The 26,585-nt window shown below is 72.0% G+C and carries 26 protein-coding genes; 19 read left to right on the top strand and 7 right to left on the bottom strand.

Features of this window, described 5'->3' with window-relative positions; genetic code table 11:
• Nucleotides 1–143 precede the first annotated feature (143 nt).
• A complete protein-coding gene (locus ACFCV8_RS09690; protein WP_376684749.1) occupies nt 144–701 on the bottom strand; it encodes an NAD(P)H-dependent oxidoreductase in 558 nt (185 codons plus the stop codon).
• Between the two features lie 131 nt (nt 702–832).
• On the opposite strand from ACFCV8_RS09690, the gene ACFCV8_RS09695 reads away from it, so the two are divergent.
• From ACFCV8_RS09695 to ACFCV8_RS09715, 5 genes are all read left to right on the top strand, one after another.
• Nucleotides 833–1,504 carry a TetR/AcrR family transcriptional regulator gene (locus tag ACFCV8_RS09695; protein ID WP_376684750.1) on the top strand — a complete coding sequence of 224 codons (672 nt, stop codon included), beginning with the start codon at nt 833–835 and terminating at the stop codon, nt 1,502–1,504.
• 287 nt (nt 1,505–1,791) lie between these two features.
• Entirely contained in the window at nt 1,792–2,829 is a 1,038-nt protein-coding gene (locus tag ACFCV8_RS09700; protein ID WP_376684751.1) for an Acg family FMN-binding oxidoreductase, read from the top strand.
• A gap of 37 nt (nt 2,830–2,866) precedes the next feature.
• Nucleotides 2,867–3,706 carry a DUF6597 domain-containing transcriptional factor gene (locus tag ACFCV8_RS09705; RefSeq protein ID WP_376684752.1) on the top strand — a complete coding sequence of 280 codons (840 nt, stop codon included), beginning with the start codon at nt 2,867–2,869 and terminating at the stop codon, nt 3,704–3,706.
• Between the two features lie 143 nt (nt 3,707–3,849).
• Complete coding sequence (locus ACFCV8_RS09710; protein WP_376684753.1) at nt 3,850–4,704, top strand: NAD(P)H-binding protein; 855 nt, start codon at nt 3,850–3,852, stop codon at nt 4,702–4,704.
• Nucleotides 4,705–4,793: 89 nt separating this feature from the next.
• Nucleotides 4,794–5,528, top strand: a complete 735-nt coding sequence (locus tag ACFCV8_RS09715) for a Mut7-C RNAse domain-containing protein (protein ID WP_376684754.1) — start codon at nt 4,794–4,796, stop codon at nt 5,526–5,528.
• 18 nt (nt 5,529–5,546) lie between these two features.
• Here the strand turns inward: ACFCV8_RS09715 and ACFCV8_RS09720 are convergent, their stop codons facing one another.
• Complete coding sequence (locus ACFCV8_RS09720; RefSeq protein WP_376684755.1) at nt 5,547–6,056, bottom strand: MarR family winged helix-turn-helix transcriptional regulator; 510 nt, start codon at nt 6,054–6,056, stop codon at nt 5,547–5,549.
• Between the two features lie 152 nt (nt 6,057–6,208).
• Nucleotides 6,209–6,781 carry a TetR family transcriptional regulator gene (locus ACFCV8_RS09725; protein ID WP_376684756.1) on the bottom strand — a complete coding sequence of 191 codons (573 nt, stop codon included), beginning with the start codon at nt 6,779–6,781 and terminating at the stop codon, nt 6,209–6,211.
• A gap of 165 nt (nt 6,782–6,946) precedes the next feature.
• Here ACFCV8_RS09725 and ACFCV8_RS09730 point away from each other — a divergent pair, with 165 nt between their 5' ends.
• The 3 genes from ACFCV8_RS09730 to ACFCV8_RS09740 all read left to right on the top strand — a co-directional run bounded on the left by ACFCV8_RS09730 (nt 6,947) and on the right by ACFCV8_RS09740 (nt 9,885).
• Nucleotides 6,947–8,419 (top strand): FAD-dependent monooxygenase, encoded by a 1,473-nt coding sequence (locus tag ACFCV8_RS09730; RefSeq protein ID WP_376684757.1) that lies wholly within the window; start codon nt 6,947–6,949, stop codon nt 8,417–8,419.
• 114 nt (nt 8,420–8,533) lie between these two features.
• Nucleotides 8,534–8,869: a YnfA family protein gene (locus tag ACFCV8_RS09735; RefSeq protein ID WP_376684758.1), complete on the top strand. Its 336-nt coding sequence runs from the start codon at nt 8,534–8,536 to the stop codon at nt 8,867–8,869.
• 257 nt (nt 8,870–9,126) lie between these two features.
• Nucleotides 9,127–9,885 (top strand): SDR family NAD(P)-dependent oxidoreductase, encoded by a 759-nt coding sequence (locus ACFCV8_RS09740; protein WP_376684759.1) that lies wholly within the window; start codon nt 9,127–9,129, stop codon nt 9,883–9,885.
• 111 nt (nt 9,886–9,996) lie between these two features.
• Here ACFCV8_RS09740 and ACFCV8_RS09745 read toward each other — a convergent pair whose 3' ends face one another.
• Nucleotides 9,997–11,190, bottom strand: coding sequence for an RtcB family protein (locus ACFCV8_RS09745; protein WP_376684760.1), 1,194 nt, complete (start codon nt 11,188–11,190; stop codon nt 9,997–9,999).
• Between the two features lie 170 nt (nt 11,191–11,360).
• Between ACFCV8_RS09745 and ACFCV8_RS09750 the strand changes: the two genes are divergently transcribed.
• The 4 genes from ACFCV8_RS09750 (at nt 11,361) to ACFCV8_RS09765 (ending at nt 15,411) form a co-directional block, all read left to right on the top strand.
• Nucleotides 11,361–12,251: a DUF3558 domain-containing protein gene (locus tag ACFCV8_RS09750; RefSeq protein ID WP_376684798.1), complete on the top strand. Its 891-nt coding sequence runs from the start codon at nt 11,361–11,363 to the stop codon at nt 12,249–12,251.
• A gap of 181 nt (nt 12,252–12,432) precedes the next feature.
• The gene (locus ACFCV8_RS09755) at nt 12,433–13,293 is read left to right on the top strand and encodes a DUF3558 family protein (protein WP_376684761.1); all 861 of its coding nucleotides are present in this window, start codon (nt 12,433–12,435) and stop codon (nt 13,291–13,293) included.
• A gap of 152 nt (nt 13,294–13,445) precedes the next feature.
• On the top strand, nt 13,446–14,891 hold the full coding sequence (locus ACFCV8_RS09760; protein WP_376684762.1) for a DUF2637 domain-containing protein: 1,446 nt from the start codon (nt 13,446–13,448) through the stop codon (nt 14,889–14,891).
• 85 nt (nt 14,892–14,976) lie between these two features.
• Complete coding sequence (locus ACFCV8_RS09765) at nt 14,977–15,411, top strand: hypothetical protein (protein ID WP_376684763.1); 435 nt, start codon at nt 14,977–14,979, stop codon at nt 15,409–15,411.
• Between the two features lie 132 nt (nt 15,412–15,543).
• Here ACFCV8_RS09765 and lysS read toward each other — a convergent pair whose 3' ends face one another.
• Nucleotides 15,544–17,313, bottom strand: coding sequence for a lysine--tRNA ligase (lysS, locus tag ACFCV8_RS09770; protein WP_376684764.1), 1,770 nt, complete (start codon nt 17,311–17,313; stop codon nt 15,544–15,546).
• A 135-nt stretch (nt 17,314–17,448) separates the two neighbouring features.
• Here lysS and argS point away from each other — a divergent pair, with 135 nt between their 5' ends.
• Nucleotides 17,449–19,230 carry an arginine--tRNA ligase gene (argS, locus tag ACFCV8_RS09775; RefSeq protein WP_376684765.1) on the top strand — a complete coding sequence of 594 codons (1,782 nt, stop codon included), beginning with the start codon at nt 17,449–17,451 and terminating at the stop codon, nt 19,228–19,230.
• Nucleotides 19,231–19,284: 54 nt separating this feature from the next.
• On the opposite strand, the gene ACFCV8_RS09780 is transcribed toward argS, so the two are convergent.
• On the bottom strand, nt 19,285–20,664 hold the full coding sequence (locus tag ACFCV8_RS09780) for a helix-turn-helix domain-containing protein (RefSeq protein WP_376684766.1): 1,380 nt from the start codon (nt 20,662–20,664) through the stop codon (nt 19,285–19,287).
• Nucleotides 20,665–20,977: 313 nt separating this feature from the next.
• Here ACFCV8_RS09780 and ACFCV8_RS09785 point away from each other — a divergent pair, with 313 nt between their 5' ends.
• The 5 genes from ACFCV8_RS09785 to ACFCV8_RS09805 all read left to right on the top strand — a co-directional run bounded on the left by ACFCV8_RS09785 (nt 20,978) and on the right by ACFCV8_RS09805 (nt 24,478).
• The gene (locus tag ACFCV8_RS09785) at nt 20,978–21,697 is read left to right on the top strand and encodes a DUF4232 domain-containing protein (RefSeq protein WP_376684767.1); all 720 of its coding nucleotides are present in this window, start codon (nt 20,978–20,980) and stop codon (nt 21,695–21,697) included.
• A 66-nt stretch (nt 21,698–21,763) separates the two neighbouring features.
• Nucleotides 21,764–22,567, top strand: coding sequence for a HEAT repeat domain-containing protein (locus ACFCV8_RS09790; RefSeq protein WP_376684768.1), 804 nt, complete (start codon nt 21,764–21,766; stop codon nt 22,565–22,567).
• A 121-nt stretch (nt 22,568–22,688) separates the two neighbouring features.
• Entirely contained in the window at nt 22,689–23,474 is a 786-nt protein-coding gene (locus tag ACFCV8_RS09795) for a Scr1 family TA system antitoxin-like transcriptional regulator (protein WP_376684769.1), read from the top strand.
• Nucleotides 23,471–23,782: a DUF397 domain-containing protein gene (locus ACFCV8_RS09800; RefSeq protein WP_376684770.1), complete on the top strand. Its 312-nt coding sequence runs from the start codon at nt 23,471–23,473 to the stop codon at nt 23,780–23,782. The genes ACFCV8_RS09795 and ACFCV8_RS09800 overlap by 4 nt, the downstream gene beginning before the upstream one ends.
• A gap of 30 nt (nt 23,783–23,812) precedes the next feature.
• Nucleotides 23,813–24,478 (top strand): 1,4-alpha-glucan branching protein, encoded by a 666-nt coding sequence (locus tag ACFCV8_RS09805; protein ID WP_376684771.1) that lies wholly within the window; start codon nt 23,813–23,815, stop codon nt 24,476–24,478.
• A 49-nt stretch (nt 24,479–24,527) separates the two neighbouring features.
• Here ACFCV8_RS09805 and ACFCV8_RS09810 read toward each other — a convergent pair whose 3' ends face one another.
• Entirely contained in the window at nt 24,528–25,145 is a 618-nt protein-coding gene (locus ACFCV8_RS09810) for a GNAT family N-acetyltransferase (RefSeq protein WP_376684772.1), read from the bottom strand.
• A gap of 134 nt (nt 25,146–25,279) precedes the next feature.
• On the opposite strand from ACFCV8_RS09810, the gene ACFCV8_RS09815 reads away from it, so the two are divergent.
• Complete coding sequence (locus ACFCV8_RS09815) at nt 25,280–26,542, top strand: choice-of-anchor A family protein (protein WP_376684773.1); 1,263 nt, start codon at nt 25,280–25,282, stop codon at nt 26,540–26,542.
• The last annotated feature ends 43 nt before the right edge of the window (nt 26,543–26,585 follow it).

Below are 26,585 nucleotides of genomic sequence, written 5' to 3' on the forward strand. Positions count from 1 at the left end.
CGGTGTTCGTTCGCCCGCGCCGCCTTCGTGCGTGCGCGTGTGGCGCCGTGCACGTGTGGTGCATGGGTGCGCGCGTGGTGCCGTGCACGTGTGGTGCGTGCGTGCGCGCGTGGTGCATACGCGCACGGTGGTTACGCCTGTGGTCAGGCAGCGGCACCGGCGGCCGCGGCGACCTTCGCGATGACCTCGGCGATCGCGGTGGTGACCTCGGCGTCGTCGGCGGGGTGGGTCTCGGCGAAACGCGTCACGGAGCCGGGGATGGACAGCTTGACGTCCTCCAGGACCACGGCACCGGCGATGCCGACCGACTTGCGGACATCGTCCTGCGCCCAGACGCCGCCGTACTGGCCGAAGGCGGTGCCGACCACGGCGACCGGCTTGCCGGAGACGGCGCCGGCGCCGAACGGGCGGGACAGCCAGTCGATGGCGTTCTTCAGCACGGCCGGCATGGTGCCGTTGTACTCGGGCGAGAAGAGCAGGAAGGCGTCGACGCCCGCCGCCGCCTCACGCAGCCGGGCCGCGGCGGCCGGGACGCTGCCCTCGACGTCGATGTCCTCGTTGTAGAAGGGCACGTCGGCCAGACCTTCGAAGATCGCGATCTCGGCGCCGGCGGGGGCGTGCTTGGCCGCGGCCTCGGCCAGCTGACGGTTGTGCGAACCGGCGCGGAGGCTGCCGACGAGCGCGAGGATGCGTACGGACATGAGGAACTCCCGGGGGCGGAGTGGTGGCTACCATTCGATGAACTGAATAAAGCGGACCGAGGTCCGTTTAAAGTTGTACCACCTAAACGGACCGTGGTCCACTTGCCTTGGCCGGGCGTTACGCTGACCCCATGACCGGCCCCGTTGAGCCTCTGCCGCAGCCGACCGCCCCAGTCCGAACCGACGAACCGGGCGGGACCCGCAAGAACCTCCTGCTCGCCCCGACCGAAGAAGAACCCCCGCTGCGGGCCGACGCGGCACGCAACCGCACCCTGCTGCTGGACGCCGCCTCCCGGCTGCTGTCGGGCTGCGGGGCGGCGGAGCTGACCATGGACTCGGTGGCCGCCGAGGCAGGCGTGGGCAAGGGGACGGTCTTCCGGCGCTTCGGCGACCGGGCCGGCCTCCTGATCGCCCTTCTGGACCACCGGGAGAAGCAGTTGCAGGCCGCCTTCCTCTCCGGCCCGCCGCCGCTCGGCCCCGGCGCCCCCGCGGCGGAACGGCTGCATGCCTTCGGCCCCGCCGTGCTGCGCCACGAGTACGACCACCACCCGCTGATCCTGGCCAGCCGGACCGACCCGCTGCGCGCCTACGCGGTCCCGGCGTACCGCCTGCGCGTCAACCACGTCGCCATGCTGCTGCGGCAGACGAAGGCGCCCGGCAGCCCGGAACTGCTCGCCCACACCCTGCTCGGCTCCATCGAGGCGGCGCTCGTCCATCACTTCACGGTCGAGCGCGGCATGCCGCTGGAGTGTCTGGAGGACGGCTGGCACCACCTGGTCGACCGGCTCACGGCAGGGGCGTAGCCCGGGAGCGGCGGGCGCGAGAACGGCGCGGCGCGGGGCCGGGATCACCGCGGGGCCGGGAACGAGGCGGGTGCGGGGGCAGCGCGGGAGCGGCGGGCGCGAGAGCCGGCGCGGCGCGAGGCCGGCGCGGCGTGAAGGCCGGGACGGGAGTGGCGCGAGGTCGGGGCCGGACGCGCGCGGGCCCGGGGCTCGGAAGCCTCGCCTCCGGGACGAAAGCCCGATATCGCCCGGGCCCGAGTTGATACATGCTGGAGGGACATCGACAGTTCCGACCCCCAGGGGGTCCGATGCCCGCCCAGACGCCCACCGACGCGACGGTGACCGACCTGGTCGCCGACGCCACCGCCGCGCCGTCCATGCACAACACCCAGCCCTGGCGCTTCCGCTACGGGCGCGGCAGCGGCACGCTCAAGCTGCGCGCCGACTTCGAGCGGCGGCTGCCGGAGGCCGATCCCGCCAACCGCGCCCTGCACGTGGGCTGCGGCGCCGCCCTGCTGAACCTGCGGGTCTCCGCCGCCCACCACGGCCTGACCACGGCCGCCACCCTGCTGCCGGAGCCCGCGGACCCGGTCCTGCTCGCCTCCGTACGCCTTTCCGTGCCCCCGGCGCACGACGGCGCTCCCGCCGGTGATTCCGGCGACGACTCCGGTGCCGGGCCGGGCGACGCGGGGCTGCGGCCGCTGTACCCGGCGATCGCGAAGCGGCACACCAGCCGCTACCCCTTCGACGACCAGCCGGTCCCCGACGACGTCCGCGCCCGCCTCGTCGCCGCGGCCCGCGCCGAGGGCGCGGAGCTGGTCTTCCTGGTCGAGCCCCACCTGGAGACGGTGCTCGACCTGATCCGGGACGCCGAGGGGTACGACCGGGGCGACCCCGCGCGGGAGGCCGAACGGGAGCACTGGACCTGGTTCTCGAAGACCGACGCACCGGCCGACGGCATCCCCGACTACGCCTTCGGCCCCCGCGACGCCTCCGAGCGGGCGACCAACCGCGACTTCGCGGGCAGCAGACCCATGCCCGACCGGGCCCGCGTCCGGTTCGAACGCAACCCCCAGCTGGCCCTGCTGAGCACGTCGGACGACCGCCCGGCGGACTGGCTCCGGGCCGGTCAGGCGCTGGAGCGGGTCCTGCTCGCCGCCACGCTGGACGAGGTGTCCACCTCCTTCGCCAACCAGCCCCTCGAATGGCCGGATCTGCGCTGGGTCCTGCGCGACCCGGTGCACGGCGCGGGAAACCCCCAGATGATCATCCGCATGGGGTACGGGCCCACCGGCCCGCGCACCCCGCGCCGCGCCCTGGAGCGGGTACTGACGTTCGAGCCGTAGCCGGTCGCGGATGGTCCCGGCCCTTAGGATCGCCGCCATGGCAGCTCCCCGACGTGACACCCGGGGCATCGTGGACGCCCCCGAGCTCTTCAACCAGGTGCGTTTCCGCCGCCGCGAACCCGCCCCCGAGCTGCGGCCGTACCTGGAGCACTACTGGCTGATGGACTGGGACCTGTCCGAGCCGTACGCCTCCCATCTGGTGCCGCACCCGTCCGTGAACCTGGTCTTCCAGCGGTACGCGGACGACCTCTCCCCCGCCCCCTTCGACGTCGAGGAGACGGGGGACGCGGGGTTCGCGGAGGTCTCGGGCATCGGCCTGGGGCTCTTCACCCAGAAGCTGGCGGGCCGGGGACGGGTCTGCGGGGTGCAGTTCCGGCCCGGTGGGTTCCGGCCGTTCGCGCCGGGGCGGCCGGTCGCGGAGTGGACGGGGCGCCGGCTCCCCGTCGCCGAGGTGTTCGCCCCGCCCGCCCCGGCGTCGGCGGTCCTGGACCCGGCGGAGGAGGACGCCCGGGTGGCGGCGCTCGACCGGTACCTGCTGGCGCTCGGCCCGGAGCCGGACCCGCAGGCCGCACGCGCGATGGCCCTGGTGGAGCTGGTCCGTACGGACCGGACGGTGCGCCGCGTCGACGAACTGGCCCGCGCCGAGGGGCTCTCGCCCCGCTCGCTCCAGCGGCTCTTCGCCGCGTACGTGGGCGTCGGCCCGAAGTGGGTGATCCTCCGTTACCGCATCCACGAGGCGCTGGAGCGGGCCGAATCGGAGCGGCGGGTGGACTGGGCGGCGCTCGCGGCCGAGCTGGGCTACAGCGACCAGGCCCACCTGATCAGGGACTTCACCTCCACGGTCGGCGCACCGCCGACCGCCTTCGCCGCACGCTGACCGCGCACCGCTCCCGTTGCCAGTCCTGAAATCGGGTTGACGGCTCCGTACCGCCTGCGGAGTATTTATCTGCGTCACACAGCTTGTTCATTCAAGAAGATGTACGCGCATCGCAGAACGTATCGCAGAAGGAGTTCCGCCCCATGCATACTCTGGTCACCGGATGCCGCGGCCGTATCAGTTCCGCGCTCGTCACGCTGCTGCGCCGCGACGGCCACACCGTCCGCGCCGCCTCCCGCACCCCCGAGGACCTCGCCGCCACTGCCGCCGCGCTGCCCGCGGACGTCCCCGTCGTCGCCTGCGACCTCTCCGATCCGGCCACCTTCGGCGCCGCTCTCGACGGCGTCGACTCCGTGTTCCTGTACGCCGAGCCGTCCGGGATCGACGCCTTCATCGCCGCGGCCGAGGCGGCCGGGGTCGGCCACATCGTGCTGCTCTCCTCCAACTCCGTCCTCGCCCCCGATCCCAGGCAGAACCCGATCGCCGCCGCCCACCACACGGTGGAGCAGGCCCTGATCGCCTCGCCGATCACCGCGACCCTGCTCCGCCCCGGCATGTTCGCCACCAACGCCCACCAGTGGGCGGATTCGGTACGGGCCCACGGCTCCGTCGACCTCCCGTACCCCGACAGCCACGGCAGCCCCATCGACAGCGATGACATCGCGGAGGCCGCTCTCGCCGTTCTCACCGACCCCGGCCTGCAAGGCGTGGCGTACCACCTGACCGGCCCCGAATCCCTGACCGCCGCCGAGCAGGTCGGCCTGCTGGCGGCGGCGGCCGGGCGCCCCATCGCCGTCAACCCCGTGGCCCCCGAGGACTGGAAGAAGGCCATGTCCGCGCACCTGCCCGAGCCGATCATCGACGGGCTGCTCGCGTACACGGCGGCCACGGTCGGCGTCCCGGCCGACGTGACCGACGACATCGAGAGGCTGACCGGCCACCCCGCCCGCACCTTCGCCGCCTGGGCCGAGAAGCACGCCACCGCCTTCCGCTCCTGAACGCGCCGGGCGTGCGCCCGAGCCCGTCGCGCGTACGCCCGAGGGCAAACCCCTGGCCGCCCCGGACCGGCCGATGACATCCTGACCGGGTGAACGGACCGGAGATCCACCTCGAAGTCGCCCCTGAGCTGCGTCTCTTCGTCGCGCACGAACGCCGCCGGGGGCGCACGGCCGTGACGACCGACGGCTGCTCCACGCTCGGCCATGTCGTGGAGTCGCTCGGCATCCCGCTCACCGAGGCCGGGCAGGTCCTGGTCGACGGCAGGCCCGCGCCCGTCTCGCACATCCCGGCGGCGGGCGAGTTGGTCGAGGTGCGGGCGGTGGAACGCCCCCAGCGGGTCCCGGGCGCCCCGCTGCGCTTCCTGCTCGACGTCCATCTCGGCACGCTGGCCCGGCGGCTGCGGCTGCTGGGCGTCGACGCGGCGTACGAGAGCGAGGACATCGGCGATCCGGCACTGGCCGCCCGGTCCGCCGAGGAGCGGCGCGTACTGCTCTCGCGGGACCGCGGGCTGCTGCACCGGCGGGAGATCTGGGCCGGGGCGTACGTGTACAGCGACCGGCCGGACGAGCAACTGCGCGACGTGCTCGGACGGTTCGCGCCGCACCTCGCGCCGTGGACCCGGTGCACCGCCTGCAACGGTCCGCTGAAGACCGCGGACAAGGACTCGGTCAGCGGCCTGCTGGAGCACGGCACGCGGAGCTCGTACGACGTCTTCGCGCAGTGCACGGAGTGCGAGCGGGTGTACTGGCGGGGCGCCCACCACTCCCGCCTGGAGACGATCGTCACGGAGGCGCTCGCCGAGTTCGGCCCCGGCCGGTCCTGAGTCCGGCGCCGGGCGGCCTCAGGGCCGGCCCGGGTCGCCGTTCGTGCCGTCGCCGCCCTCGCGCAGGGCCTCGGCCTGGCGGGCGCCCAGCTCGACCGTCCGCCGCATGTGGGCGATGAGCAGGGCCAGTTCCTCGTCGTCGTACGCGTCGAACATGGCCACCCACGCGCCGTTCAGCCGCCGCCACACCGCGCCGACCTCCGCCATCCGCTCCGGTACGGGCGTGACGAGCACCCGGCGCCGGTCGGCGGTGTCCCGTGTGCGCGTGACGTACCCGCCCCGCTCCAGGCGGTCGACCAGCCGGGTCGCCGACCCCGTGGTCAGTCCGGTCAGCTCCGCGATCCGGCCCGTGGTCACCGGCGCTTCCTCCAGACCGAGCAGGTTGAGGCACTGGAGGTCGGTCGGGTGGAGCCGCAGGTGGTCCGCGACGGCCTGACCGAAGAGCGCGTACGCGGCCATGCAGCGGCGCGACTCGACGGTCAGCTCGGCCATCAGCGCACCGCGTCCGGGCTGGGGCTTCTGCGGCATACCGGAATTCTACGAAGCCGGTGGCCCCGCCTGCGGCACCCGCCACGGGAGCACGGGAGTGGAACAGCGCCGGGGCACGGGAGCACCGGGGCGCGAGGCCGTCTGGCCCCTGCCTCGCCGGGCCCGGGTCGCCGGGTCACCGGGTCACCGGGTCACGGCGTCTCGGCGGTGAGGTAGCGCTGGATGGTGGGTGCGAGCCAGGCGATCACCTCCTCGCGCGACATCTCGACGACGGGGGCTAGGCGCAGCACATAGCGCGTGAGCGCCATCCCCAGTATCTGCGAGGCGACGAGCCCCGCGCGGGCGTCCGCCTCGGCCGGAACGGGGCAGACCCCGGCCGTGACCGCACCGATCTGCTCGGTGAAGATCTCTCTCATCCGCTCCGCACCCGCGTCGTTGGTGGCCCCGACGCGGAGCATGGCCGTGAGCACGTCGTCCCCCTCCCAGCGGTCCAGGAAATGACCGACGAGGACGGCGCCGATGTGCTTCGCGGGCAGCGATCCCAGCGAGGGCAGCCGCAGCTCGATCGCCGAGGCGGCGACGAACAGCGCCTCCTTGTTCCCGAAATAGCGCATGACCATCGACGGGTCGATGCTCGCGTCCCGGGCGATGGCCCGGATGGTGGCGCGCTCGTATCCGTCGGCGGCGAACCGCTCACGTGCGGCCCGAAGGATCGCGGCCTTGGTGGCGTCCGAGCGCCGGGGCGCGGTGGCGGAATTCGTCATGCCAACAAATGTAGGCCAACAGGCGTTGACATGCCAGTGGCCGCAGATCTACCGTTGATGCCAACAGGTGTTGACCAACGATTGTTGGCACGCACCTCCCATTGGCACACAGGCGCCGACCACCGGCCGATGCCGACAGTCGATGTACGGGCCCAGGAGGCAGTCATGACCACCACCCCGAGCACCGCACCCGAGACCACCGACGTCATCGACGTGATCGTCGTGGGCGCAGGCCCCACCGGTCTGCTGCTCGCGGGGGATCTCGCGACCCAGGGCATCTCCGTCACGCTCGTGGAGCGCCGCCCTCGCCGGAAGAGCAATCTGACACGCGCCTTCGCCGTGCACGCCCGCACGCTCGAAGTGCTCGACAGCCGCGGCCTGGCCGACGAGCTGATCGGCACGGGCACCACGGTCACGTCCATGCGCTTCTTCGGCCAGGTCTCCTTCGACCTCGACCGGCTGCGCACCCGCTTCCCCTACGTGCTGGTCACCCCGCAGTACGAGCTGGAGCACCTGCTGGAGCGCCGGGCCCGCACCGCCGGTGTCCGTTTCCGTTACGAGACGGAGCTGACCGGCCTGCGCCGGCACCCCGCCCAGGAGTCCGTCACCGCCGAGCTGCGCGAGCCGGGCGGCGGCCGGGCCGCCCTCACCGCCCGTTACCTCGTCGGAGCCGACGGGATACACAGCGCCGTGCGCCGTGAGCTCGGGCTCCCGTTCCCCGGCAGGTCCGTGATCCGGTCGATGGCCCTCGCCGATGTCCGGCTCGCCGAGAAGCCGCCCGGACTCCTCACGGTCAGCGGCCGGGGGGACGCCTTCGCCTTCATCGCCCCCTTCGGCGACGGCTGGTACCGCGTGATGGCCTGGAGCCGCACCCACCAGCCCGCCGACAGCGAGCCGGTCGACCTCGACGAGGTGCGCGCGATCACCCGCCGCGCCCTCGGCACGGACTACGGCATGCACGACGCCCGCTGGGTCTCCCGCTTCCACAGCGACGAGCGCCAGGTGCCGTCGTACCGCACCGGCCGGGTCTTCCTCGCCGGGGACGCCGCCCACGTCCACTCCCCCGCGGGCGGCCAGGGGATGAACACCGGCCTCCAGGACGCCGCCAACCTCTCCTGGAAGCTCGCCGCCGTGCTGCGGGGCCGCACGGCCGACCCGGAGGCGCTGCTCGACAGCTACCACACCGAACGGCACCCGGTCGGTACGGCCGTGATCCGCTCCAGCGGCGTGCTCGCCCGCCTCGCCGTGGCCCGCACCCCGCTCCAGCGCGCGGCCAGAGGCGCTGCCGCCAGGGCGCTGTCCCTGTGCCGGCCCGCCGCCGACAGGGCCATGGGCATGGTCTCCGGCATCGCGATCGCCTACCGCGCCCCGCGCGGGGCGCACCCCCTCACCGGCAAGCGCGCCCCGGACCTGATCCTGCGCGAGGGCCGCCTGCACCAGCTGCTGGGCGAGGGCTCGTTCGTCCTGGTCGCCCCCGCCGGTACGGACGAGACCCCGGCAGCGCCCCCGGCCCCGCTGGTGCACGCCCACTGGCGCGACGGGCGCACCACGGCCCTGCTCGTCCGCCCCGACGGCTACATCGCATGGGCGAGCGACCGCCCCGACCCGGCGGCACTGCGAGCGGCGGTCGCCCAATGAGCCGGCGCCGGGAGCCGTGCTCGGAGCCCGGGGACTCGGGGGCCCGGGGCCCGGGGAAGCCCGCGCCGGTCCGGGGCCGGAGGTGTCGTGGCGGGCTCGTGAAACGCTGAGCCCATGACCGTGACCCGATCCGTCGCCCTCTTCGTCGTCGCCGCTCTCTTCGAGATCGGGGGTGCCTGGCTGGTCTGGCAGGGTGTGCGCGAGCACCGGGGATGGATCTGGATCGGGGCGGGCGTCCTGGCGCTGGGCGCGTACGGCTTCGTCGCCACGCTCCAGCCGGACGGCGAGTTCGGCCGCATCCTGGCCGCGTACGGCGGGGTCTTCGTGGCCGGTTCGATCGCCTGGGGCATGGCCGCCGACGGATACCGCCCCGACCGGTGGGACGTGATCGGCGCGCTGATCTGCCTGGCGGGCATGGCCGTGATCATGTACGCCCCGCGCAACCACTAGCCGCTTTCGCCCCAATCGGGCCGGACCGAGCCTGACCAGAGCAGACCGGGCCTGACCGTCCGGACCGGGCCGCACTGTCCAGATCGGACCGCGCAGGGCCGGACCGTCCGGACCCGGCCGGGTCCGATCGGGGAATGCCGGGGCTCGCGAGCCCGGCGTGCCCCGGACGAAAGGCCCAGGGGCACGCCCCGCAGGACCCGTTCCCCGGCCCTGCCTATCCTGAGCCCTTACCGACCAGCAGCCCGAGGAGTCCCGTCATGGCCGCCACCCCGATCGCCGTCGTCACCGGAGCGAGCAGCGGCATCGGTGCCGCGACCGCCCGGCAACTGGCCGCGGCCGGTTACCGCGTCGTGCTGACCGCGCGCCGCAAGGACCGCATCGAGGCTCTCGCCGCCGAGATCAACGAAGCGGGGCACCAGGCGACGGCCTACGTGCTGGACGTGACGGACCGCGCCGCGGTGGACGAGTTCGCCACGGTGTTCCGTACCCTCGCCGTGCTCGTCAACAACGCGGGCGGCGCGCTCGGTGCCGACCCGGTGGCCACCGGCGACCCCGCCGACTGGCGCCAGATGTACGAGACCAACGTCCTCGGCACGCTCAACGTCACCCAGGCCCTGCTGCCCGCCCTCACCGCGAGCGGGGACGGCACGATCGTGATCCTCTCGTCCACCGCGGGTCTCGGCACGTACGAGGGCGGCGGCGGTTACGTGGCCGCCAAGCACGGGGAGCACGTCCTGGCCGAGACCCTCCGGCTGGAGATCGTCGGCACCCCGGTCCGCGTCATCGAGGTCGCCCCCGGCATGGTCAGGACCGAGGAGTTCGCCACCACCCGCTTCCGCGGCGACACCGAGAAGGCCGCCAAGGTGTACGCGGGCGTCGACGCCCCGCTCACCGCCGACGACGTGGCCGACACCATCACCTGGGCCGTCACCCGGCCCAGCCACGTCAACATCGACCTCCTGGTGGTCCGCCCCCGCGCCCAGGCCTCCAACTCCAAGGTCCACCGCACCGCCTGACCACGGCGGGAAGGGCCCCGGACACACCACCCGTGGTCCAGGGCCCTTCCGTCCGGTCGTACGCGAAGAGTTCCGGCCGACAACACCCGGCCGACGAGGCTCCGCTCCGCCTCAGCCCTTCACGCACACGATCTGCTTGAGCTTGGCGACGACCTCCACCAGATCGCGCTGCTGCTCGATGACCTGCTCGATCGGCTTGTACGCCGCCGGGATCTCGTCCACGACGCCGGAGTCCTTGCGGCACTCCACACCCCGCGTCTGGTCCTCCAGGTCCTGCGTGGAGAAACGCCGCTTCGCCGCGTTCCGGCTCATCCGCCGCCCGGCACCGTGCGAGGCCGAGTTGAACGACTTCGCGTTCCCGAGCCCCTTCACGATGTACGAACCGGTGCCCATCGACCCCGGGATGATCCCGTAGTCCCCGGAACCGGCACGGATCGCGCCCTTCCGCGTGACCAGCAGGTCCATCCCGTCGTACCGCTCCTCCGACACGTAGTTGTGGTGGCAGGAGATGACCGGTTCGAAGGTGACCTTCGCCTTCTTGAACTCCTTGCGGACGACGTTCTGGAAGAGCGCCATCATGATCGCCCGGTTGTGCTTCGCGTACTCCTGCGCCCAGAACAGGTCGTTCCGGTACGCCTCCATCTGCGGGGTGTCCGCGATGAACACGGCGAGGTCACGGTCGATCAGATCCTGGTTGTGCGGCAGCTTCTGCGCCTGCCCGATGTGGAAGTCGGCCAGCTCCTTGCCGATGTTCCGCGATCCGGAGTGCAGCATCAGCCACACCGAACCCGACTCGTCGAGACAGAATTCGATGAAGTGGTTGCCCGATCCGAGCGTCCCCATCTGCTTCGTGGCACGTTCCTGGCGGAATTGGACCGCCTCGGCGACTCCGCCGAAGCGCGTCCAGAAGTCGTCCCAGCCCGGCGCCCGGAAGCCGTACAGCTGGTCGGGGTCCACGGCGTCGTCGTGCATCCCGCGGCCCACCGGAATGGCCTGCTCGATCTTCGACCGGAGCCGGGACAGGTCGCCCGGCAGGTCGTTGGCCGTGAGCGAGGTCTTCACCGCGGACATCCCGCAGCCGATGTCCACCCCGACCGCCGCCGGGCAGACCGCACCGTGCATCGCGATCACCGAACCGACCGTCGCCCCCTTGCCGAAGTGGACATCCGGCATGACGGCGAGGCCCTTGATCCACGGCAGCGTCGCCACATTGCGCAGCTGCTGCATCGCGGCGTCCTCGACCGAGGCCGGATCCGCCCACATCCGGATCGGAACCTTCGCCCCGGGCATTTCCACGTACGACATAACTCCTCGATTCCCCCAAAAAGTCTGATAGCGCAAAACCGGTGCCAAGGTCGGCAAATGAGTCGGCCGACCGGCATCCACGGCGGCGCGTGCGATACACATTGTGTCCATCGGCCGCCATCGGGCGGCAACCGTTTTTCGCACGAAGGGAGCCCAGGACCGTGCGACGAATGGCCTACGCGACCGGCACCGCGCTGCTGGCAGCGCTCGTCGTCGGCTGCAGCGCCGACACCGGAGCCGATGGTTCCGCGGCCGACGGCAAGTCCGGCGAGACCACCGTCGCCGCCGCGGCCCCCGGCAAGTACCGCACCCTTCCCGAGGCTTGCGGCGCCGTCACGGCATCCACGCTGAAGGACCTGCTCCCGGGCACCGGCGAACTCCCCGAGGAGCAGCAGCGAAAGGTGTACGAAGGCAGCGCCACCGTCACCTACAACACCGAACGCCGGGTCGGCTGCAACTGGAAGTCCGACACCTCCGCCTCGTCGCACACCCTGTCCGTCGACTTCGAACGGGTCGTGTCCTACGACCCCACGGTGAGCGACGACGACCGCGCCCTCGAGGTGTACACGACGAAGGTGACCGCCGCCGGCCTCTCCTCGCCCTCCGGGAGCCCTGGCAGCACGGGCAGTACGAAGCCGTCCTCCCCGGACGCCTCCGCCGACCACCCGGGCACCGGCCACTCCTCGCACGCCCTGGCCACCTCCGCGACCGCGACCGCCTCCGCCGACGAGAACGGCGGGCACGCCGAGGACAAGGGGAACGGAGACGACGCGACGGACGGGAGCGACGGGACGGACGGAAGCGACGGGAGCGACGAGGACCTCCAGCCCCGGCTCCTCGACGGCCTCGGCGACGACGCGTTCCTGAACGACCTGCTCACCCGCTCCGGCTCGACCGCCCAGCACCGCACGGTGAGCGTGGTATTTCGCACATCGAACGTCATCGTGACCGTCGAGTACACCGAGCAGCCGAGCGTCTCCACCGTCGTCCCCGAGAGCAAGGATCTGCAGGAGAAGGCCCAGGCACTGGCCCGGAACCTGGTCGAGAAGTTCAGCGAATGACCCAGCCCCCGGCACCCCCGGCACCCGCCGGACCCGGCCGCCGGACCCCCGACCGGGGAGCCATCCGGCCCCCGTCCGTCGTACCGTGGCCCTCCGGACCACCCGCCCGGCCGTCCTGACGACTGCCCGTCCTCACGGCCGTCCGGCAGCCCGCCCGCCGCGTCACCCCAGTGAAGGAACCATGCACCGTTCAGCTCCGCGACTCGCCCGCATACTCGCCTGCGCCGCCGTTCCGGTGATGCTCGTCGTCGCCGGCTGCTCGTCGGACTCCGGCGACAAGGACAAGGAGGGGTCGGGTTCGTCCGCTTCCGCGTCGCCGAGCGCGAGCGAGAAGCCGGAGCCGACCGTCGCACCCGCCAAGTTCGGCTCGCTGCCCGACCCGTGCAAGTCGATCACCAAGAACACGGTCACTTCCCTGGTCCCCTCGGCGAAGTCGAAGAACGGCACCGCCGCCACCTCCAGCGACACCGCGTACCGCGCCGGATGCTCGTGGAACGGCCTGGACGACAACGGCGTGAAGGGCTCCCAGTACCGCTGGCTCGACGTCGCCTTCACCCGCTTCGACTCCGACCAGGCCCTCGGCAGCGGCGCCGACCGCGCCCAGCAGGACTTCGCCAAGCAGGTCACCAAGGCCAAGGCGGCCGAGGGTGCCAAGAAGGTCGCCGAGAAGGCCGTCAGCGGCATCGGCGAACAGGCCTCCCTGATCACCTACGACCTCACCAAGACGAAGGAAGACTTCAAGTACGCGACGGTCGTGACCCGGACCGGGAACGTCGTCATCACCCTCACCTACAACGGTGCCGGGTACGCGGGCGCGAAGACCCCCTCCGCCGACGACATCGCGAAGGGCGCCGAGAAGGCGGCCAAGGAAGCGGTGGCCGCCGTCGCCGCCGGCACGGACAAGCCGGCCGAGAAGCCGAGCGGCAAGACCACCGGCAAGGCCGACGACGACAAGAAGTCCGGCAGCGGCTCCTCGCTGGAGAAGACCGACGACAAGAAGACCTCCGCCCGCAAGGCGACGACCGTCAAGAAGACCAGCTAGGGCATTTCACCCTTGTCGCGAAGCCCGGTACTCCCCCCGAGTGCCGGGCTTCGCCCCTCCCCGCGCAAGGCGCCCCACCCCCGTGTGCCAGGCTGTGCCCGCCGGAAGTCGCAGCAGGACGCCGGAACGGGCGTCAGGAGAGGGGAACGCGGGTGGCCGCGACGCAGCTGACACGCACCCACCGCATACTCATCGGCCTCGTGGTCGCCGGTGCGGTGCTGATCGCCGCGATCGGGTTCGCGGGATCGTACGCGGCGGTGCGCGAACTCGCCGAGAAGAAAGGATTCGGCGACTTCTCCCTGGTCTTCCCGATCGGCATCGACGCGGGCATCTGCGTCCTGCTCGCCCTGGACCTGCTGCTGACCTGGATGCGCATCCCGTTCCCGCTGCTGCGCCAGACCGCCTGGATGCTGACCGCCGCGACGATCGCCTTCAACGGCGCCGCGGCCTGGCCCGACCCGCTCGGCGTCGGCATGCACGCCGTCATCCCGGTGCTCTTCGTGGTCTCCGTCGAGGCCGCCCGCCACGCGGTGGGCCGGATCGCGGACATCACCGCCGACAAGCACATGGAGGGCGTCCGCCTCACCCGCTGGCTGCTCTCCCCGGTGCCCACCTTCCGGCTCTGGCGCCGGATGAAGCTCTGGGAACTGCGTTCGTACGAGCAGGTCATCAAGCTCGAACAGGACCGGCTCGTCTACCAGGCCCGCCTCCAGGCCCGCTTCGGCCGCAACTGGCGCCGCAAGGCCCCCGTCGAGTCCCTGATGCCGCTGCGCCTGGCGAAGTACGGGGTGCCGCTGGCCGAGACCGCCCCGGCGGGCCTCGCGGCGGCGGGCGTCGAACCGGCCCTGCTGCCCCCGCAGCCCGTGGCCGCCGCCCCGACGCCGGAACTGGAACCCGGAACCGTCCAGGCGGTCGCACCCGCCCAGGAGCCGACACCGGCCACGGCCGCACCCGCCCAGGAGCCGACACCGGCCGCACCCGCACCCGCCCAGGCGCCCGCGCCGGCCCCCGCCGCCACCGTCGTCCAGGGGCCCGGACCGGTGGCGCCCGTCCAGCAGCCGATGCCCGTGGCGCCCGTCCAGGAGGGGCAGAGCCAGTGGTTCACCGCTCCCCGGAACGTGCCGTACCAGGGCGGCTACGACCCGAATTACGACCCGTCAGTCACCCCGGCACCGCAGGCACTACAGACACCGCAGGCACCGCAGGCCTCGCAGCCGCCACAGATGCCGCAGCCCCGCACGGCCGAGTCCGGCCCCGAGTCCGGCCCCGCTCCGGAACCGCTGCCCGAGCCGGTCCAGGAGCAGATCCCCGCGCAGAATCCGCAGCCGCGGCCCGGACCGCACGTCCAGGTCCCGAACGGCGCGGGCGGCACACGCCCGCTGGGCGAGGGCACCTCGGCGACGCCCCCCTCCGACGAGGAGCTGTACGAGGTGTTCCGGTACTCGATAGTCGGCGAGGGCATGCCCACCCCCGGTGCCTTCGCCGCGAACGTCGAGGCCACGTACGGTCTGCGGCTCCAGTCCCGCAAGCTGAACCAGTACATGGACCAGTTCTCCGCCCGCTTCAACAACGAGCTGCTGGAGGACCACATCGCATAGCCGGTCCGCGGCCCGTGCGGGAGCCCTGTCCCGTGGGGCAGACTCTGGAGATGATCAAGAGCGACCGTCCGGTGAGGAGCAACGCATGAAGGCCACGTTCCACCGCAAGGTCGTACCGGCACTGCTGCTCGTACAGGTCGCGTACGTCGCCCTGCTCGAGCTCGCGTTCACCTTTCTGGTGCCCGACACCGGAGAGATCGACCACACCGATCCCCGCACCTCCGCCACCGTGATGTACGCGGCGCTGGTCGTCGCGGCGGTCGTGGCCATGACCGGCGGAGCCGTCCTGATGGGCTCGGCACGGGTCAGGGACCGGGCGCCTCGCGTGCTGCGCGGCTGCTGGCTCGCCCTGCTCGGGATCGGCGAGATCGCCGTCGCCGTGATGTTCCTGAGAGCGGTCGCCACGGGGTCCATGGGCCCGGACACCCTGATCGGCGTACTGGCAGCCGCGGTGAGCTGCGCGGTCGCGCTGTCGTGTCTGACCGAGGCGGGCACGGTGCTGCGCGGCACCCCGGCCTGAGCCGGGCCGGGCAAAGCCCCCGGCCGGAGCCGTGTACGGGCTGCTGGAGGACCGCATCGGCCTTTGGCCCGTACGGCGGGAGGGCCGCCACCCGAACCAACCGGGTGACGGCCCTCCTGACGTGTCGGGCGGTTACGCGCCCAGCAGCGTGCGGACCCGGTCCGCGCCCACCGCCAGCAGCAGCGTGGGCAGCCGCGGGCCGGTGTCGCGGCCGACCAGCAGCCGGTACAGCAGCGCGAAGAACGAACGCTGGGCGACCTTCAGCTCCGGCGTCGGCTTGGCGTCCGGCGCCAGGCCCTCCAGCACCTTCGGCACGCCGTAGACGAGCGTGGTGAGCCCGTCCAGCGACCAGTGCGTGTCCAGACCCTCCAGCAGCAGCCGCAGCGACTTCCGGCCCTGCTCGTCCAGCGAACCGAGCAGCTCCTTGTCCGGCTCGGTGCGCACGATCGTGCGGGCGTCGGCCGGGACCTGGGTGGTGATCCAGTTCTCCGCCCGGTCCAGCCGGGGCCGGGCCTCGTCCAGCGAGGCCAGGGGGTTCTCCGGGTCCAGCTCGCTCAGGATGCGCAGGGTCTGCTCGTCGTGCCCGCCCGTGATGTCCACGACCGAGGCGAGCGTGCGGTACGGCAGCGGGCGCGGCGTGCTCGGCAGCTCACCGGCGGCCGTGCCGACGGCACGCGCGTACGCGGCGGCGTCGGCGGGCAGCACCGAGCCGTCGGCGACCTTGCGGGTCAGCGAGTCCCACTCGTCGTAGAGCCGCTGGATCTCCTGGTCGAACGCGATCTTGAAGGACTGGTTCGGCCTGCGGCGCGCGTACAGCCAGCGCAGCAGCGGCGCCTCCATGATCTTCAGCGCGTCGGCCGGGGTCGGCACGCCGCCCTTGCTGGAGGACATCTTCGCCATGCCGGAGATCCCGACGAAGGCGTACATCGGGCCGATCGGCTGCACCCCGTCGAAGATCTCGCGGACGATCTGCCCGCCGACGACGAACGACGAGCCCGGCGAGGAGTGGTCCACCCCGCTCGGCTCGAAGATCACGCCCTCGTAGGCCCAGCGCATCGGCCAGTCGACCTTCCAGACCAGCTTGCCGCGGTTGAACTCGCTCAGCCGGACCGTCTCGGCGAAGCCGCAGGCCGTGCAGGTGTAGTTCAGCTCGGTGCTGTCGTCGTCGTACGACGTGACGGTGGTGAGGTCCTTCTCGCAGTTGCCGCAGTAGGGCTTGTACGGGAAGTAGCCGGCCGAGCCGCCGCTGCCGTCGTCCTCGCTCGCCGCGCCGGAGCCCGCCTCGGCCTCCAGCTCGGCCTCGTCGACCTTCTTCTGCTGCTGCGGCTTCTTGCCGCCCTTCGCGTTCCCCGCCGCGGCCGGGTCCTTCTTCGTCCGGTACCGGTCCAGGACGGCGTCGATGTCGGCGCGGTGCTTCATCGCGTGCAGGATCTGCTCGCGGTAGACGCCGGCCGTGTACTGCTCCGTCTGGCTGATTCCGTCGTACTCGACGCCCAGCTCGTCCAGCGAGGCCGTCATGGCGGCCTTGAAGTGCTCCGCCCAGTTCGGGTACGGGGACCCGGCGGGGGCGGGCACCGAGGTCAGCGGCTTGCCGATGTGCTCGGCCCAGGACTCGTCGACCCCGGGGACGCCGTTCGGCACCTTGCGGTAGCGGTCGTAGTCGTCCCAGGAGATCAGGTGCCGGACGGTGTGGCCGCGGCGGCGGATCTCGTCGGCGACCAGGTGCGGGGTCATGACCTCGCGGAGGTTGCCCAGGTGGATCGGGCCCGACGGGGAGAGGCCGGACGCGACGACGACCGGTTTGCCAGGCGCACGACGCTCCGATTCGGCGATGACCTCGTCCGCGAAACGGGAGACCCAGTCGGCCTCGGTGCTGCTCTGACTCTGAGCCACGGTCTGCACGTCCTTCTCTCTGGTAGCGCTGGTAGGGGCTCCGCCCATTCTCCCAGGTCCTCCCGGCAGCGCGAAAACGGCTTTACGGCCCGTGGAATACTGGTTGTGATCCCTTGTACTCCTACGGAAACGGCAGCCAGCCCCATGCCTGAGCACGGCTCGGTCAACTCCCTCGCTTCCACGCTCCAGCAGCAGCTCGCGGACGCCCTGACGGCAGCCCTGCCGGACGCCGGCACCGCGGACCCGCTGCTGCGACGAAGCGACCGGGCCGACTTCCAGGCCAACGGCATCCTGGCGCTCGCCAAGAAGCTCAAGGGCAACCCCCGCGAGCTGGCCTCCAAGGTCACGGCCGAGATCCCGGAAGGCGGCCTGATCAAGGAGATCGAGGTCTCCGGCCCCGGCTTCCTGAACATCACGCTCAGCGACCGGGCGATCGTCGAGACCCTCGCCGCGCGCGCCGCCGACGACACGGACCGGCTCGGCGTGCCGTACAACAGCGCCGCGGGCACCACCGTCATCGACTACGCGCAGCCCAACGTGGCCAAGGAGATGCACGTCGGCCACCTGCGGTCCGCCGTGATCGGTGACGCGATGGCGCAGATCCTGGAGTTCACCGGCGAGTCCGTCGTCCGCAGGCACCACATCGGCGACTGGGGCACCCAGTTCGGCATGCTCATCCAGTACCTGGTCGAGCACCCCGGCGAGCTGTCCCACGAGACCACCGGCGGCGCGGAGGACGGCGAGGCCGCCATGTCCTCGCTGAACCGGCTCTACAAGGCGTCCCGGGCGCTCTTCGACTCCGACGAGGAGTTCAAGGCCCGCTCCCGGGACCGCGTCGTCGCGCTCCAGGCGGGCGACGCCGAGACCCTCACCATGTGGCAGCGGTTCGTCGACGAGTCGAAGATCTACTTCTACTCGGTCTTCAACAAGCTCGACATGGAGATCAGCGACCCCGACATCGTCGGCGAGTCCGGCTACAACGACATGCTGGAGGAGACCGCCCGGCTGCTGGAGGAGTCGGGCGTCGCCGTCCGCTCCGAGGGCGCGCTCTGCGTCTTCTTCGACGACGTGAAGGGCCCGGACGGCAACCCCGTACCGCTGATCGTGAAGAAGTCGAACGGCGGCTACGGCTATGCCGCCACCGACCTCTCCGCGATCCGTGACCGGGTCCAGAACCTCAAGGCGACCACCCTGCTGTACGTGGTCGACGCCCGGCAGGCCCTGCACTTCAAGATGGTCTTCGAGACCGCCCGCCGGGCCGGCTGGCTGAGCGACGACGTCAAGGCCGTGCAGCTCGCCTTCGGCACCGTGCTCGGCAAGGACGGCAAGCCGTTCAAGACCCGTGAGGGCGAGACGGTCCGGCTGGAGGACCTGCTGGACGAGGCGATCGACCGCGCCTCCACCGTCGTCCGCGAGAAGGCCAAGGACCTCACCGAGGACGAGATCACCGAGCGCGCCACCCAGGTCGGCATCGGCGCGGTCAAGTACGCGGACCTGTCGACGTCCGCCGCCCGCGACTACAAGTTCGACCTGGACCAGATGGTCTCGCTCACCGGCGACACCAGCGTGTACATCCAGTACGCGCACGCCCGGTCCCGCTCGATCAAGCGCAAGGCGGGCGAGCTGGCCTCCCGGCCCCACCCGGAGCTGGAGCTGGCCCCGGCCGAGCGTGCCCTGGCCCTGCACCTGGACCAGTTCGCCGAGGTCGTGGCCGAGGTCGCCGCCGCGTACGAGCCGCACAAGCTGGCCTCGTACCTCTACCAGCTGTCCTCGCTGTTCACGACGTTCTACGACCAGTGCCCGGTCCTGAAGGCCGAGGTCCCCGGCGATGTCGCCGAGAACCGCCTCTTCCTCTCGGACCTGACCGCCCGCACCCTCCACCAGGGCATGCGGCTGCTCGGAATCCGGACCCCCGAGCGCCTCTGATCACACCCGCGTACGCCCCGGCCCGGTGGCCGTGACCACGGAGGGACCCCGGTCCTACTCGTTCTCCTTGGTCACCCACCGGGCCGTGTCGTACCGGTACATGTACGTCGGCCGGGCCTGGATGCTGCTGGTACGGAACGGCTTCCCGCCGTCGTCGATGCGGAGCAGTCCGGTCCGGCCACCGCTGCTCCACTCCAGCTCCAGGTACCAGCTGACGTCGTGCCCCTCGGTGTGGACCGTGAGGTCGAAGACCTCCACGTCGCTGGAGGAGACCCGGAACGGGAAGTTCTTCGGCGGTACCACCTCGTCCTCGTGCTGCCCCGCCACCGGCCGCAGCACCGGCCCGTCGTCGTCGAGGTCGACGTCGAAGGACTGCGGGGTGATGCCGCTCCCGCAGCCCTCCCCCATCGAGTACGCCGACCACGCCAGCGGCGCCTTCCGGGACAGCGTCCGCACATGGATGGCGTTCACCACGACGGCCTGCCCCGACTTCCCCTGCACGGTGACCTCGAGCTGCATGCTGCCGCCGTCCACCCCGCCCAGCGCCCTGGCCCAGCCCCGGGTGCTCTGCGGCGCGGGCGGCGGAGGCACGTCTTCCGGCTTCTGGTCCAGGACGTAGTACTGGCCGCAGGGCTCCTCCCAGTTGTACGAACTGATCGTGGCGGTCACCGGTACGCCCCCGGTCGCCGTGCCCGGCCCCTTGCCGCGCCCGGCCGGAGTGCCGCCGGGCGCCGGGGAGGTCGCGCTCACCCGGTTCGAGGGGGAGGCGCTGCCCGGCTTCTTCGGCCGGTCCGGTGAGGCGGAGGCGCTCCTGTCGTCGGTCAGCTCGGGCTCGTCCGTGTCCTTGGCCTGCACGGCGGGGGCGTTACTGAACCCGTCGGAGCGGTCGGCGGTCACCTTGCTCACCACGATCGAGGTCGGCACGGTCAGCGCGACGACGGCGGCAGCGGCGAGCAGCACCCGGGCCCGCCGGGAGGCCAGGAACGCCTTGCGCGGCGGGCCGGGGGCCGGGTCCCCGGTCACGTCCGAAGGCTCCGTCACGGCTTCGGGCGCGGATGCGGGTGCGGGTGCGGACGTGGGCTCGGGCGTGGGCTCGGGCGTGGGTGCGGGCGCCGCTTCCGCTTCCGCTTCGGCCTCCACAACCGCGGCCGGCTCCGGAACCGCGACCGCCTCGGCGGCCGGACGCCGCCGTGCCGCGTCCGCCACGATCCACCGCCGGTGCAGCTCCACCAGCTCCTCCGGGCCGGCCCCGCACAGCCGCGCCAGCCGCTCCACCGGCGCGTACTCGTTCGGCACCGCGTCCCCGTTGCAGTACCTGTGCAGGGTCGACGTGCTGACGTGCAGTCTCCCGGCGAGGACCCCGTAGCTACGCCCCGAACGGTCCTTCAGTTCCTTCAGCAGAGCCGCGAATTCCCCGGCCTCCGGCGTCGCCACTTCGGCGTTCCCCCTCCTTGTCCGTCCCGGAACCCCGTTCCAGGGACGTGGAATCTGCCCAGGTCACAGTACGCGTAGCCGTTCCAGCGTCCCCAATGGTCCGTTCGGCGTTGCGGCCGGAATCCGCCGCACCGCAATCTGATGACACACCGCAGCGACCACCGGGACGACGCAGTGCGAATCAACTTCCGCATCGAGATCGTCGATGCCGTGGCCATTGGCGTGGTGATCGTGTCCACCGCGATCGTCATGGTCCTGATCTGCCACAACTGACCGAGCAACCGCACCTGAACACACGGGGAGTACCACCGCCATGCGCAAGCACATCCGCACCACCGCCCTCGCCGCGACCGCCCTCCTGGCCGCCCTCTCGCTCACCGCCTGCAACGCGGAGGACACCGTGGACAACGGCAAGAAGGCGGGGGCGTCCGTTCCCGCGGCGTCCGACGGCAACACCACCGCACCGGACGCCGGCAAGGACTCCGCAGACGCCAAGGGCACCTCCGACACCCCCGCCGAGAACACCTCCTCCAAGACCAGCGGCGGCAGCACCAGCGCGGGCAGCGGCAGCGCAGGCAGCGGCAGCAAGGGCGGCGGCACCTCCAGCAAGTCCCCCGTCACCTGCACCGGCGCCAACACCAAGGTCACCGTCACCCGGGTGAGCCGCCCCATCAACCACCTGCTGCTCACCGCCACCAACACCGGCACCGCACCCTGCTACGCCTACTACGCGCCGGGCCTCCGCTTCGACGACGCCCAGTCCGCGTTCCCGGTGCTCCAGGACAGCAAGCCGCAGGCCGTGGTGACGCTCGCGCCGGGCCAGTCCGGGTACGCCGCCATCGGCCTGGCCGGTGAGCCCGACGGCCAGGAGCAGCACAAGTCCGACCACCTCACGGTCTACTTCACCGGCAAGAACGACCAGGGCTCCGTCGGCTCCCCCGCCGAGCTGACCCTGCCCGCGGGCACCACCTGGGCCGACAACGGTTTCGTCACCTACTGGCAGGCCGACATGGCCGACGCCCTCACCTACTGACCCGCAGGTGAACGCCGGCGGCCGATGCCGGCGCCCGTCGAACACACGGGCGCTAGCATCGGCCCCATGGCCATGTTCGTGCACCTGACAGCCTCCGCGAACGCGGCGCGCATCCAACGCTCCGGGATACGGGCCGCCAGTCACGGACGCGACGCGGACCGGTCGCGGGGCCTGTACTGCTTTCCCGTACTCCCCTCGTACACGCTCACGCACCAGTGGCTGCGCGAGCTGTCCCGGCGGAGCGGGCCTCGGGGGCTGGTCGCCGTGCACCTCCGGCTGCCGGACGACGAGCCCGTGACCGTGGGCCAGTACCACCGGGACCCGGCGCACGTCACGGCCACCGAGGCGGTACGCCGGGTCGCCGCCCTGCCCGACCCGCGCGGCTGGGAGGTGTTCGTCCCCCGGGCGGTCACCAGGGGCGAGGTGCACCGCGTCCGCCCGGTCCGCCAGGTCACCGGCTGGCGGTACTTCCCCGGCGCGCACGGCACGGCCCCCTGCACCTGCTCCGGCTGCCGGGTACGCGGCGAGTACGGCTCGCGGCGCCTGCGGGAGCGCCGCCCGCACCCCCTGGACGGTCCGCCGCCCACCGCCCCGGTCCTCCTCCGGCAGATCGCCGCGGCGGGCGACCCCGGCGACCCGGAACAGCTCACCCGGGCCCTGCACTGGTTCGGCCTGCGCCGCCGCGGCCCGGTCGACCAGCTGGCCCGCCTCGCGGACCACCCCGACCGGGACGTCCGCATGGCCCTCGTCTGGGCCGTCGGGCGCTGGACGACCCCGGGCGTCGCGGAGCTGCTCCACCGCCTAGCCGGGGACCCGGACGCGAACATCCGGGAGGCCGCCGGGTGGAACCTGTCCGAGCTGCGGTCCTGAGCGGTGCGCGCCCGACCCGTACAGATTTCTTGTACGGGTCGGGCGCGCGTGACGCGGGGGCGCGCGTGGAAGTTCGCTCGGTATGCACCCGAGGAAGCGGAAACGCAGGAACGCGTCGGCCATGAAGCTCGTGGGGAGACTGGTCGCCCTCTACCGCAACACGGCCCGTCTGACCCAGACCCAGCTGGCCGGCATGACCGGCCACCAGGTGGAGACGATCGCCTCCATCGAGCAGGGCAGACGCGCCCTGCTGCCCTCACTGGCCGCCAGTCTGGACCAACTCCTCGACACGAAGGGGGCCTTGGCGGAGGCGGTCGACGGGATGCCGGAGATCGACCTGATCCCGGTCTGGGCGGGCGAGTACCTGGAACTGGAGCTGGAGGCGCTGGCGCTGTCCTGGTACAACAACCAGGCAGTTCCCGGAATCCTCCAGACCGCTTCCTACGCCCAGGCAGTCTTCCGCAATCGCATTCCCGTCTACAGCGAGGAAGAGATCTCGATCCAGACCGCAAGCCGATTGGATCGCCAGGAGATCCTGCATCGGCTCTCGCCCCCGACCACGAGCTTCGTCATCTGGGAACCAGTCCTGACGCTTCAGTTGCTGGACGAGCGAAACCACCTGGAGCAGCTTCGGCATCTGCGTACGTGCGCCCGGCTCCCGGGCGTCTGCCTACAGGTTCTCCCGCTGAACAGCCGCACGCACGCCGCGCTCGACGGCTCTTTCACACTGCTGGAAACAGCGGACTTCCAGCGCCTCGCCTATTCCGAGTCCCAGCGAGGCAGCCAACTCATCGCGGACCCCGATGAAGTCAGCATCCTCACTCAAAGATATGCGATGCTGCGAGCCCAGGCCCTGAACCCCGAAGAAACGGTGGGCCTGCTGGACCATCTGCTGGGAGAGCAATGAGCACCGCACTTGAGTGGTTCAAGTCCAGCTACAGCGGCAGCGAGGGCGGGGCCTGCCTCGAAGTCGCCTACGAATGGCGCAAGTCGAGCTACAGCGGCAGCGACGGCGGCGAATGCGTCGAAGTCGGCTACCACTGGCAGAAGTCGAGCCACAGCGGCGACGAGGGCGGCCAGTGCGTCGAGGTCGCCGCGTGCACCGCCGCCGTCCACATCCGTGACTCCAAGAACCCCGACGGCCCCACCTTCACCGTCGCCCCCACCGCTTGGACGGCCTTCGCCGGATTCGCCGCCCAGGAGCACATCGGCTGAGACCGTCCCCAAGGGAGGAACCGCTCCACCATGGCAGTCATCCACCGCACCACCCTGACGCCCACCAAGCTCGAACTCCTCACCCCCTGGCTGCCCGTGCAGCCCTGGTACCTGGGCGCCGAGGGACGGCGGCCCGAGCTGGACAGGACCGGCGGGTTCCGGCTCGACGACCCGGCGGGCGAGGTCGGGATCGAGTTCATGGTGGTCACCGACACCTCGGGCCCCGGCCCGGTCGCGTACCACGTACCGCTGACCTACCGGGGCGCACCGCTCCCCGGCGCCGAGCACGCGCTCATCGGCACCTCCGAGCACGGCGTGCTGGGCACCCGCTGGGTGTACGACGGGGCGCACGACCCGGTCGTCGGCGCCCAGCTGTACGCGCTCCTCGTCGGCGAGGCCGAACCGCAGATGCAGAGCGTCAGCGACACCCCCGACCCGTCCGTCGTCGCACAGTTCACCGAATCGGGCAGCGCGGCCGGGCTCGCCGTCACGGCCGTCACCGACGCCCCGTACGGCACGGACATCGCGATCAGCACCGCCCCCGAGGACCGTCGGCTGATTCTGCGCGTCCACCGCGTGCTGGGCCCCGGCCGGGAGGACGACGCGAAGGCGCTCGGCGATGTCACCGCCCATGCACCCCTGCCCGACGGCACCCCGGCACGCACCGCCTTCGTCACCGCCCGCGCACGGCCGTGACCGGGTCCGGTCAACGGCCGTCCGTGGCTCCCCGCCCCCGAAGGCCGCGTCAGACGGCGTCCGGGGTGCGGGGAGCGCGGCGCATGGCCCACACCGCCGGGCCGCCGTGCGGAAGCCGGGCCTCCGCGAGCACGGTGAAGCCGAAGTGCTCGTAGAAGGGGAGGTTGGACTCCTTGGACGACTCCAGGTAGACGGGCAGGCCCGCCGCGTCCGCCCTCGCCGGCCCGGACCGCAGCAGGGCCGCGCCGTGGCCCCGGCCCCGGGCCGCCGGATCGGCGCCGACCACCGCCAGGTACCAGTGCGGCTCCTTCGGCCCGTGCTCGGCCGCCGCCGCGACGGCCTCGCGGAACAGCCCGGCCCGGTCGCCCAGGATGTCCTCCAGCTCACGCAGGGTCTCCGCGTCCGGAACGGCCTTGTCCTGCCCCTCCGGTGACACCCAGAAGGACACACCCGCGTCGGTGCGCTCGCACACCCCGTACCGGCCGTACCGCCGGGTGAAGATCGTGGCGAAGTACCGGGCCAGACCCTCCGCCCGGGACGCCGCGTCGGGGAAGAACCAGGCCATCATCGGATCGTCGTCGAAGGCACGGGCCAGGACGTCGGCGATCTGCTCGGCGTCGTCGACCGCCGCCGTCCGCAAAGTCTTCCGAATCGGCATACGGGCCATTCTGCACGGCCGACTTCCTGGCGGTTCGCTCCCTCCTCGGCCATTGGTCTTGACCAATATTTCAATGTATGAAAAGCATGGGCAAAGTCGTCACGGACGGCCATACGATCACCTTCGCGGGAGAACGAACCCCCATGCGCATATCCGCAACCGCCGCAGCCGCCACGCTCGGTGGAGCCCTTGTCCTCGGCCTGACCGTCGCCCCGGCCGCCCAGGCCGCCCCGGCGGACCAGGCCTCATGCACCAACGACGCCTTCTCGGTCGCCGGTAAGTACGGCGAGTTCGTCCTCGGCGACGACGTCCACACCCCCGACGCCGAGGGTGCGGTGGCCGTCGGCGGCAACGCCGACTTCCGGGGCGGGTTCAGCGTCGCCAACGAGCTGTCCGCCGCCGAGGTCGACGCGCTGCCGGGCCGCGCCTCCCTGGTCGTCCGCGGCGACCTGCGCAACGACAAGTCCGTCACCGCCGTGATGAAGGGCAACGCGGCGGTCGGCGGCGAGATCCGCGACCGCGCCCTCGAGATGCACGCGGGCAGCGTCAGCAAGAACGCCGGGCTCATCGACTTCGACGCCGAGTTCGGCAAGCTCCGCACCTACTCCACCGCCCTGGGCGCCGAGGCCGCCACCGACGGCACCCGCGTGTCGGCCGACGGCAACCGCCTCACCCTGGAGGGCACCGACACCTCCCGCAACATCTTCAAGGTGACCACCGCCCAGCTGGAGAAGGCCAAGGAGGTCTTCCTCAAGATCCCCGCGGGCGCCACCGGCGTCGTCAACGTCAGCGGCAGCGACTACGACATGGCCCGGGCCGGGACCACCGGCTTCTTCCTCTCCGGCGGCCAGGACTTCGTCCTCGACGACAAGCTCCAGAGCGCCTCCGGCGGCAAGGTCCGCGCCCGTCTCCTGTGGAACTTCCCCGAGGCCCGCACCATCACCAAGCACAGCAGCGCCGCCTGGCCCGGCAGCGTCCTCGCCCCCAACGCCCACCTGGAGCTGGGCAGCGGCGCCCCGGTCAACGGCTCGGTCTGGGTCGCCTCGCTGCACGGCACCGGCGGCGCCGAGACCCACCACTTCCCGTTCAGCGGCTGCCTCCCCGGGACCGGCGAGACCCCGCCGCCCACCACCCCGAGCACCACCCCCTCCACCCCGCCCGCCACGTCGACACCGTCCACCCCGGCGACCCCGCCCGCGAGCGCCACCCCGTCCGCGGGCACGTCCAGCCCCGCGGTCCCGGGAACCCCGGCGCCCTCGGACAGCTCCCCGGCCGGCAAGGCGGAGGGTGACCTCGCCTCCACCGGAAGCAGCGGCACGATCCCGCTGGTCATCGGCACCGTCGTGGTGCTCGCCGCGGGTGCGGGCCTGACCCTCGCCGCCCGCCGCCGCTCGAAGCGCGCCTGATCCCCGGCCGTCCGGGGCGGGGCCCTTCCGCCCCGCTCCGGAC

It is taken from the genome of Streptomyces sp. NPDC056347 (assembly GCF_042262625.1).
Lineage (GTDB): Bacteria > Actinomycetota > Actinomycetes > Streptomycetales > Streptomycetaceae > Streptomyces.

Excerpts from the sequence above, each read along its gene's own strand:
- ACFCV8_RS09815 (WP_376684773.1), top strand. The coding sequence starts at position 25,280 with ATGCGCATATCCGCAACCGCCGCAGCCGCCACGCTCGGTGGAGCCCTT.
- ACFCV8_RS09755 (WP_376684761.1), top strand. The coding sequence starts at position 12,433 with ATGCACCGTTCAGCTCCGCGACTCGCCCGCATACTCGCCTGCGCCGCC.
- ACFCV8_RS09700 (WP_376684751.1), top strand. The coding sequence starts at position 1,792 with ATGCCCGCCCAGACGCCCACCGACGCGACGGTGACCGACCTGGTCGCC.
- ACFCV8_RS09710 (WP_376684753.1), top strand. The coding sequence starts at position 3,850 with ATGCATACTCTGGTCACCGGATGCCGCGGCCGTATCAGTTCCGCGCTC.
- ACFCV8_RS09745 (WP_376684760.1), bottom strand. The coding sequence starts at position 11,190 with ATGTCGTACGTGGAAATGCCCGGGGCGAAGGTTCCGATCCGGATGTGG.
- ACFCV8_RS09810 (WP_376684772.1), bottom strand. The coding sequence starts at position 25,145 with ATGGCCCGTATGCCGATTCGGAAGACTTTGCGGACGGCGGCGGTCGAC.
- ACFCV8_RS09765 (WP_376684763.1), top strand. The coding sequence starts at position 14,977 with ATGAAGGCCACGTTCCACCGCAAGGTCGTACCGGCACTGCTGCTCGTA.
- ACFCV8_RS09695 (WP_376684750.1), top strand. The coding sequence starts at position 833 with ATGACCGGCCCCGTTGAGCCTCTGCCGCAGCCGACCGCCCCAGTCCGA.
- ACFCV8_RS09690 (WP_376684749.1), bottom strand. The coding sequence starts at position 701 with ATGTCCGTACGCATCCTCGCGCTCGTCGGCAGCCTCCGCGCCGGTTCG.
- ACFCV8_RS09795 (WP_376684769.1), top strand. The coding sequence starts at position 22,689 with ATGAAGCTCGTGGGGAGACTGGTCGCCCTCTACCGCAACACGGCCCGT.
- ACFCV8_RS09805 (WP_376684771.1), top strand. The coding sequence starts at position 23,813 with ATGGCAGTCATCCACCGCACCACCCTGACGCCCACCAAGCTCGAACTC.
- argS (WP_376684765.1), top strand. The coding sequence starts at position 17,449 with ATGCCTGAGCACGGCTCGGTCAACTCCCTCGCTTCCACGCTCCAGCAG.
- ACFCV8_RS09785 (WP_376684767.1), top strand. The coding sequence starts at position 20,978 with ATGCGCAAGCACATCCGCACCACCGCCCTCGCCGCGACCGCCCTCCTG.
- ACFCV8_RS09730 (WP_376684757.1), top strand. The coding sequence starts at position 6,947 with ATGACCACCACCCCGAGCACCGCACCCGAGACCACCGACGTCATCGAC.
- ACFCV8_RS09705 (WP_376684752.1), top strand. The coding sequence starts at position 2,867 with ATGGCAGCTCCCCGACGTGACACCCGGGGCATCGTGGACGCCCCCGAG.
- ACFCV8_RS09735 (WP_376684758.1), top strand. The coding sequence starts at position 8,534 with ATGACCGTGACCCGATCCGTCGCCCTCTTCGTCGTCGCCGCTCTCTTC.
- ACFCV8_RS09790 (WP_376684768.1), top strand. The coding sequence starts at position 21,764 with ATGGCCATGTTCGTGCACCTGACAGCCTCCGCGAACGCGGCGCGCATC.
- ACFCV8_RS09750 (WP_376684798.1), top strand. The coding sequence starts at position 11,361 with ATGGCCTACGCGACCGGCACCGCGCTGCTGGCAGCGCTCGTCGTCGGC.
- ACFCV8_RS09800 (WP_376684770.1), top strand. The coding sequence starts at position 23,471 with ATGAGCACCGCACTTGAGTGGTTCAAGTCCAGCTACAGCGGCAGCGAG.
- ACFCV8_RS09720 (WP_376684755.1), bottom strand. The coding sequence starts at position 6,056 with ATGCCGCAGAAGCCCCAGCCCGGACGCGGTGCGCTGATGGCCGAGCTG.
- ACFCV8_RS09740 (WP_376684759.1), top strand. The coding sequence starts at position 9,127 with ATGGCCGCCACCCCGATCGCCGTCGTCACCGGAGCGAGCAGCGGCATC.
- ACFCV8_RS09725 (WP_376684756.1), bottom strand. The coding sequence starts at position 6,781 with ATGACGAATTCCGCCACCGCGCCCCGGCGCTCGGACGCCACCAAGGCC.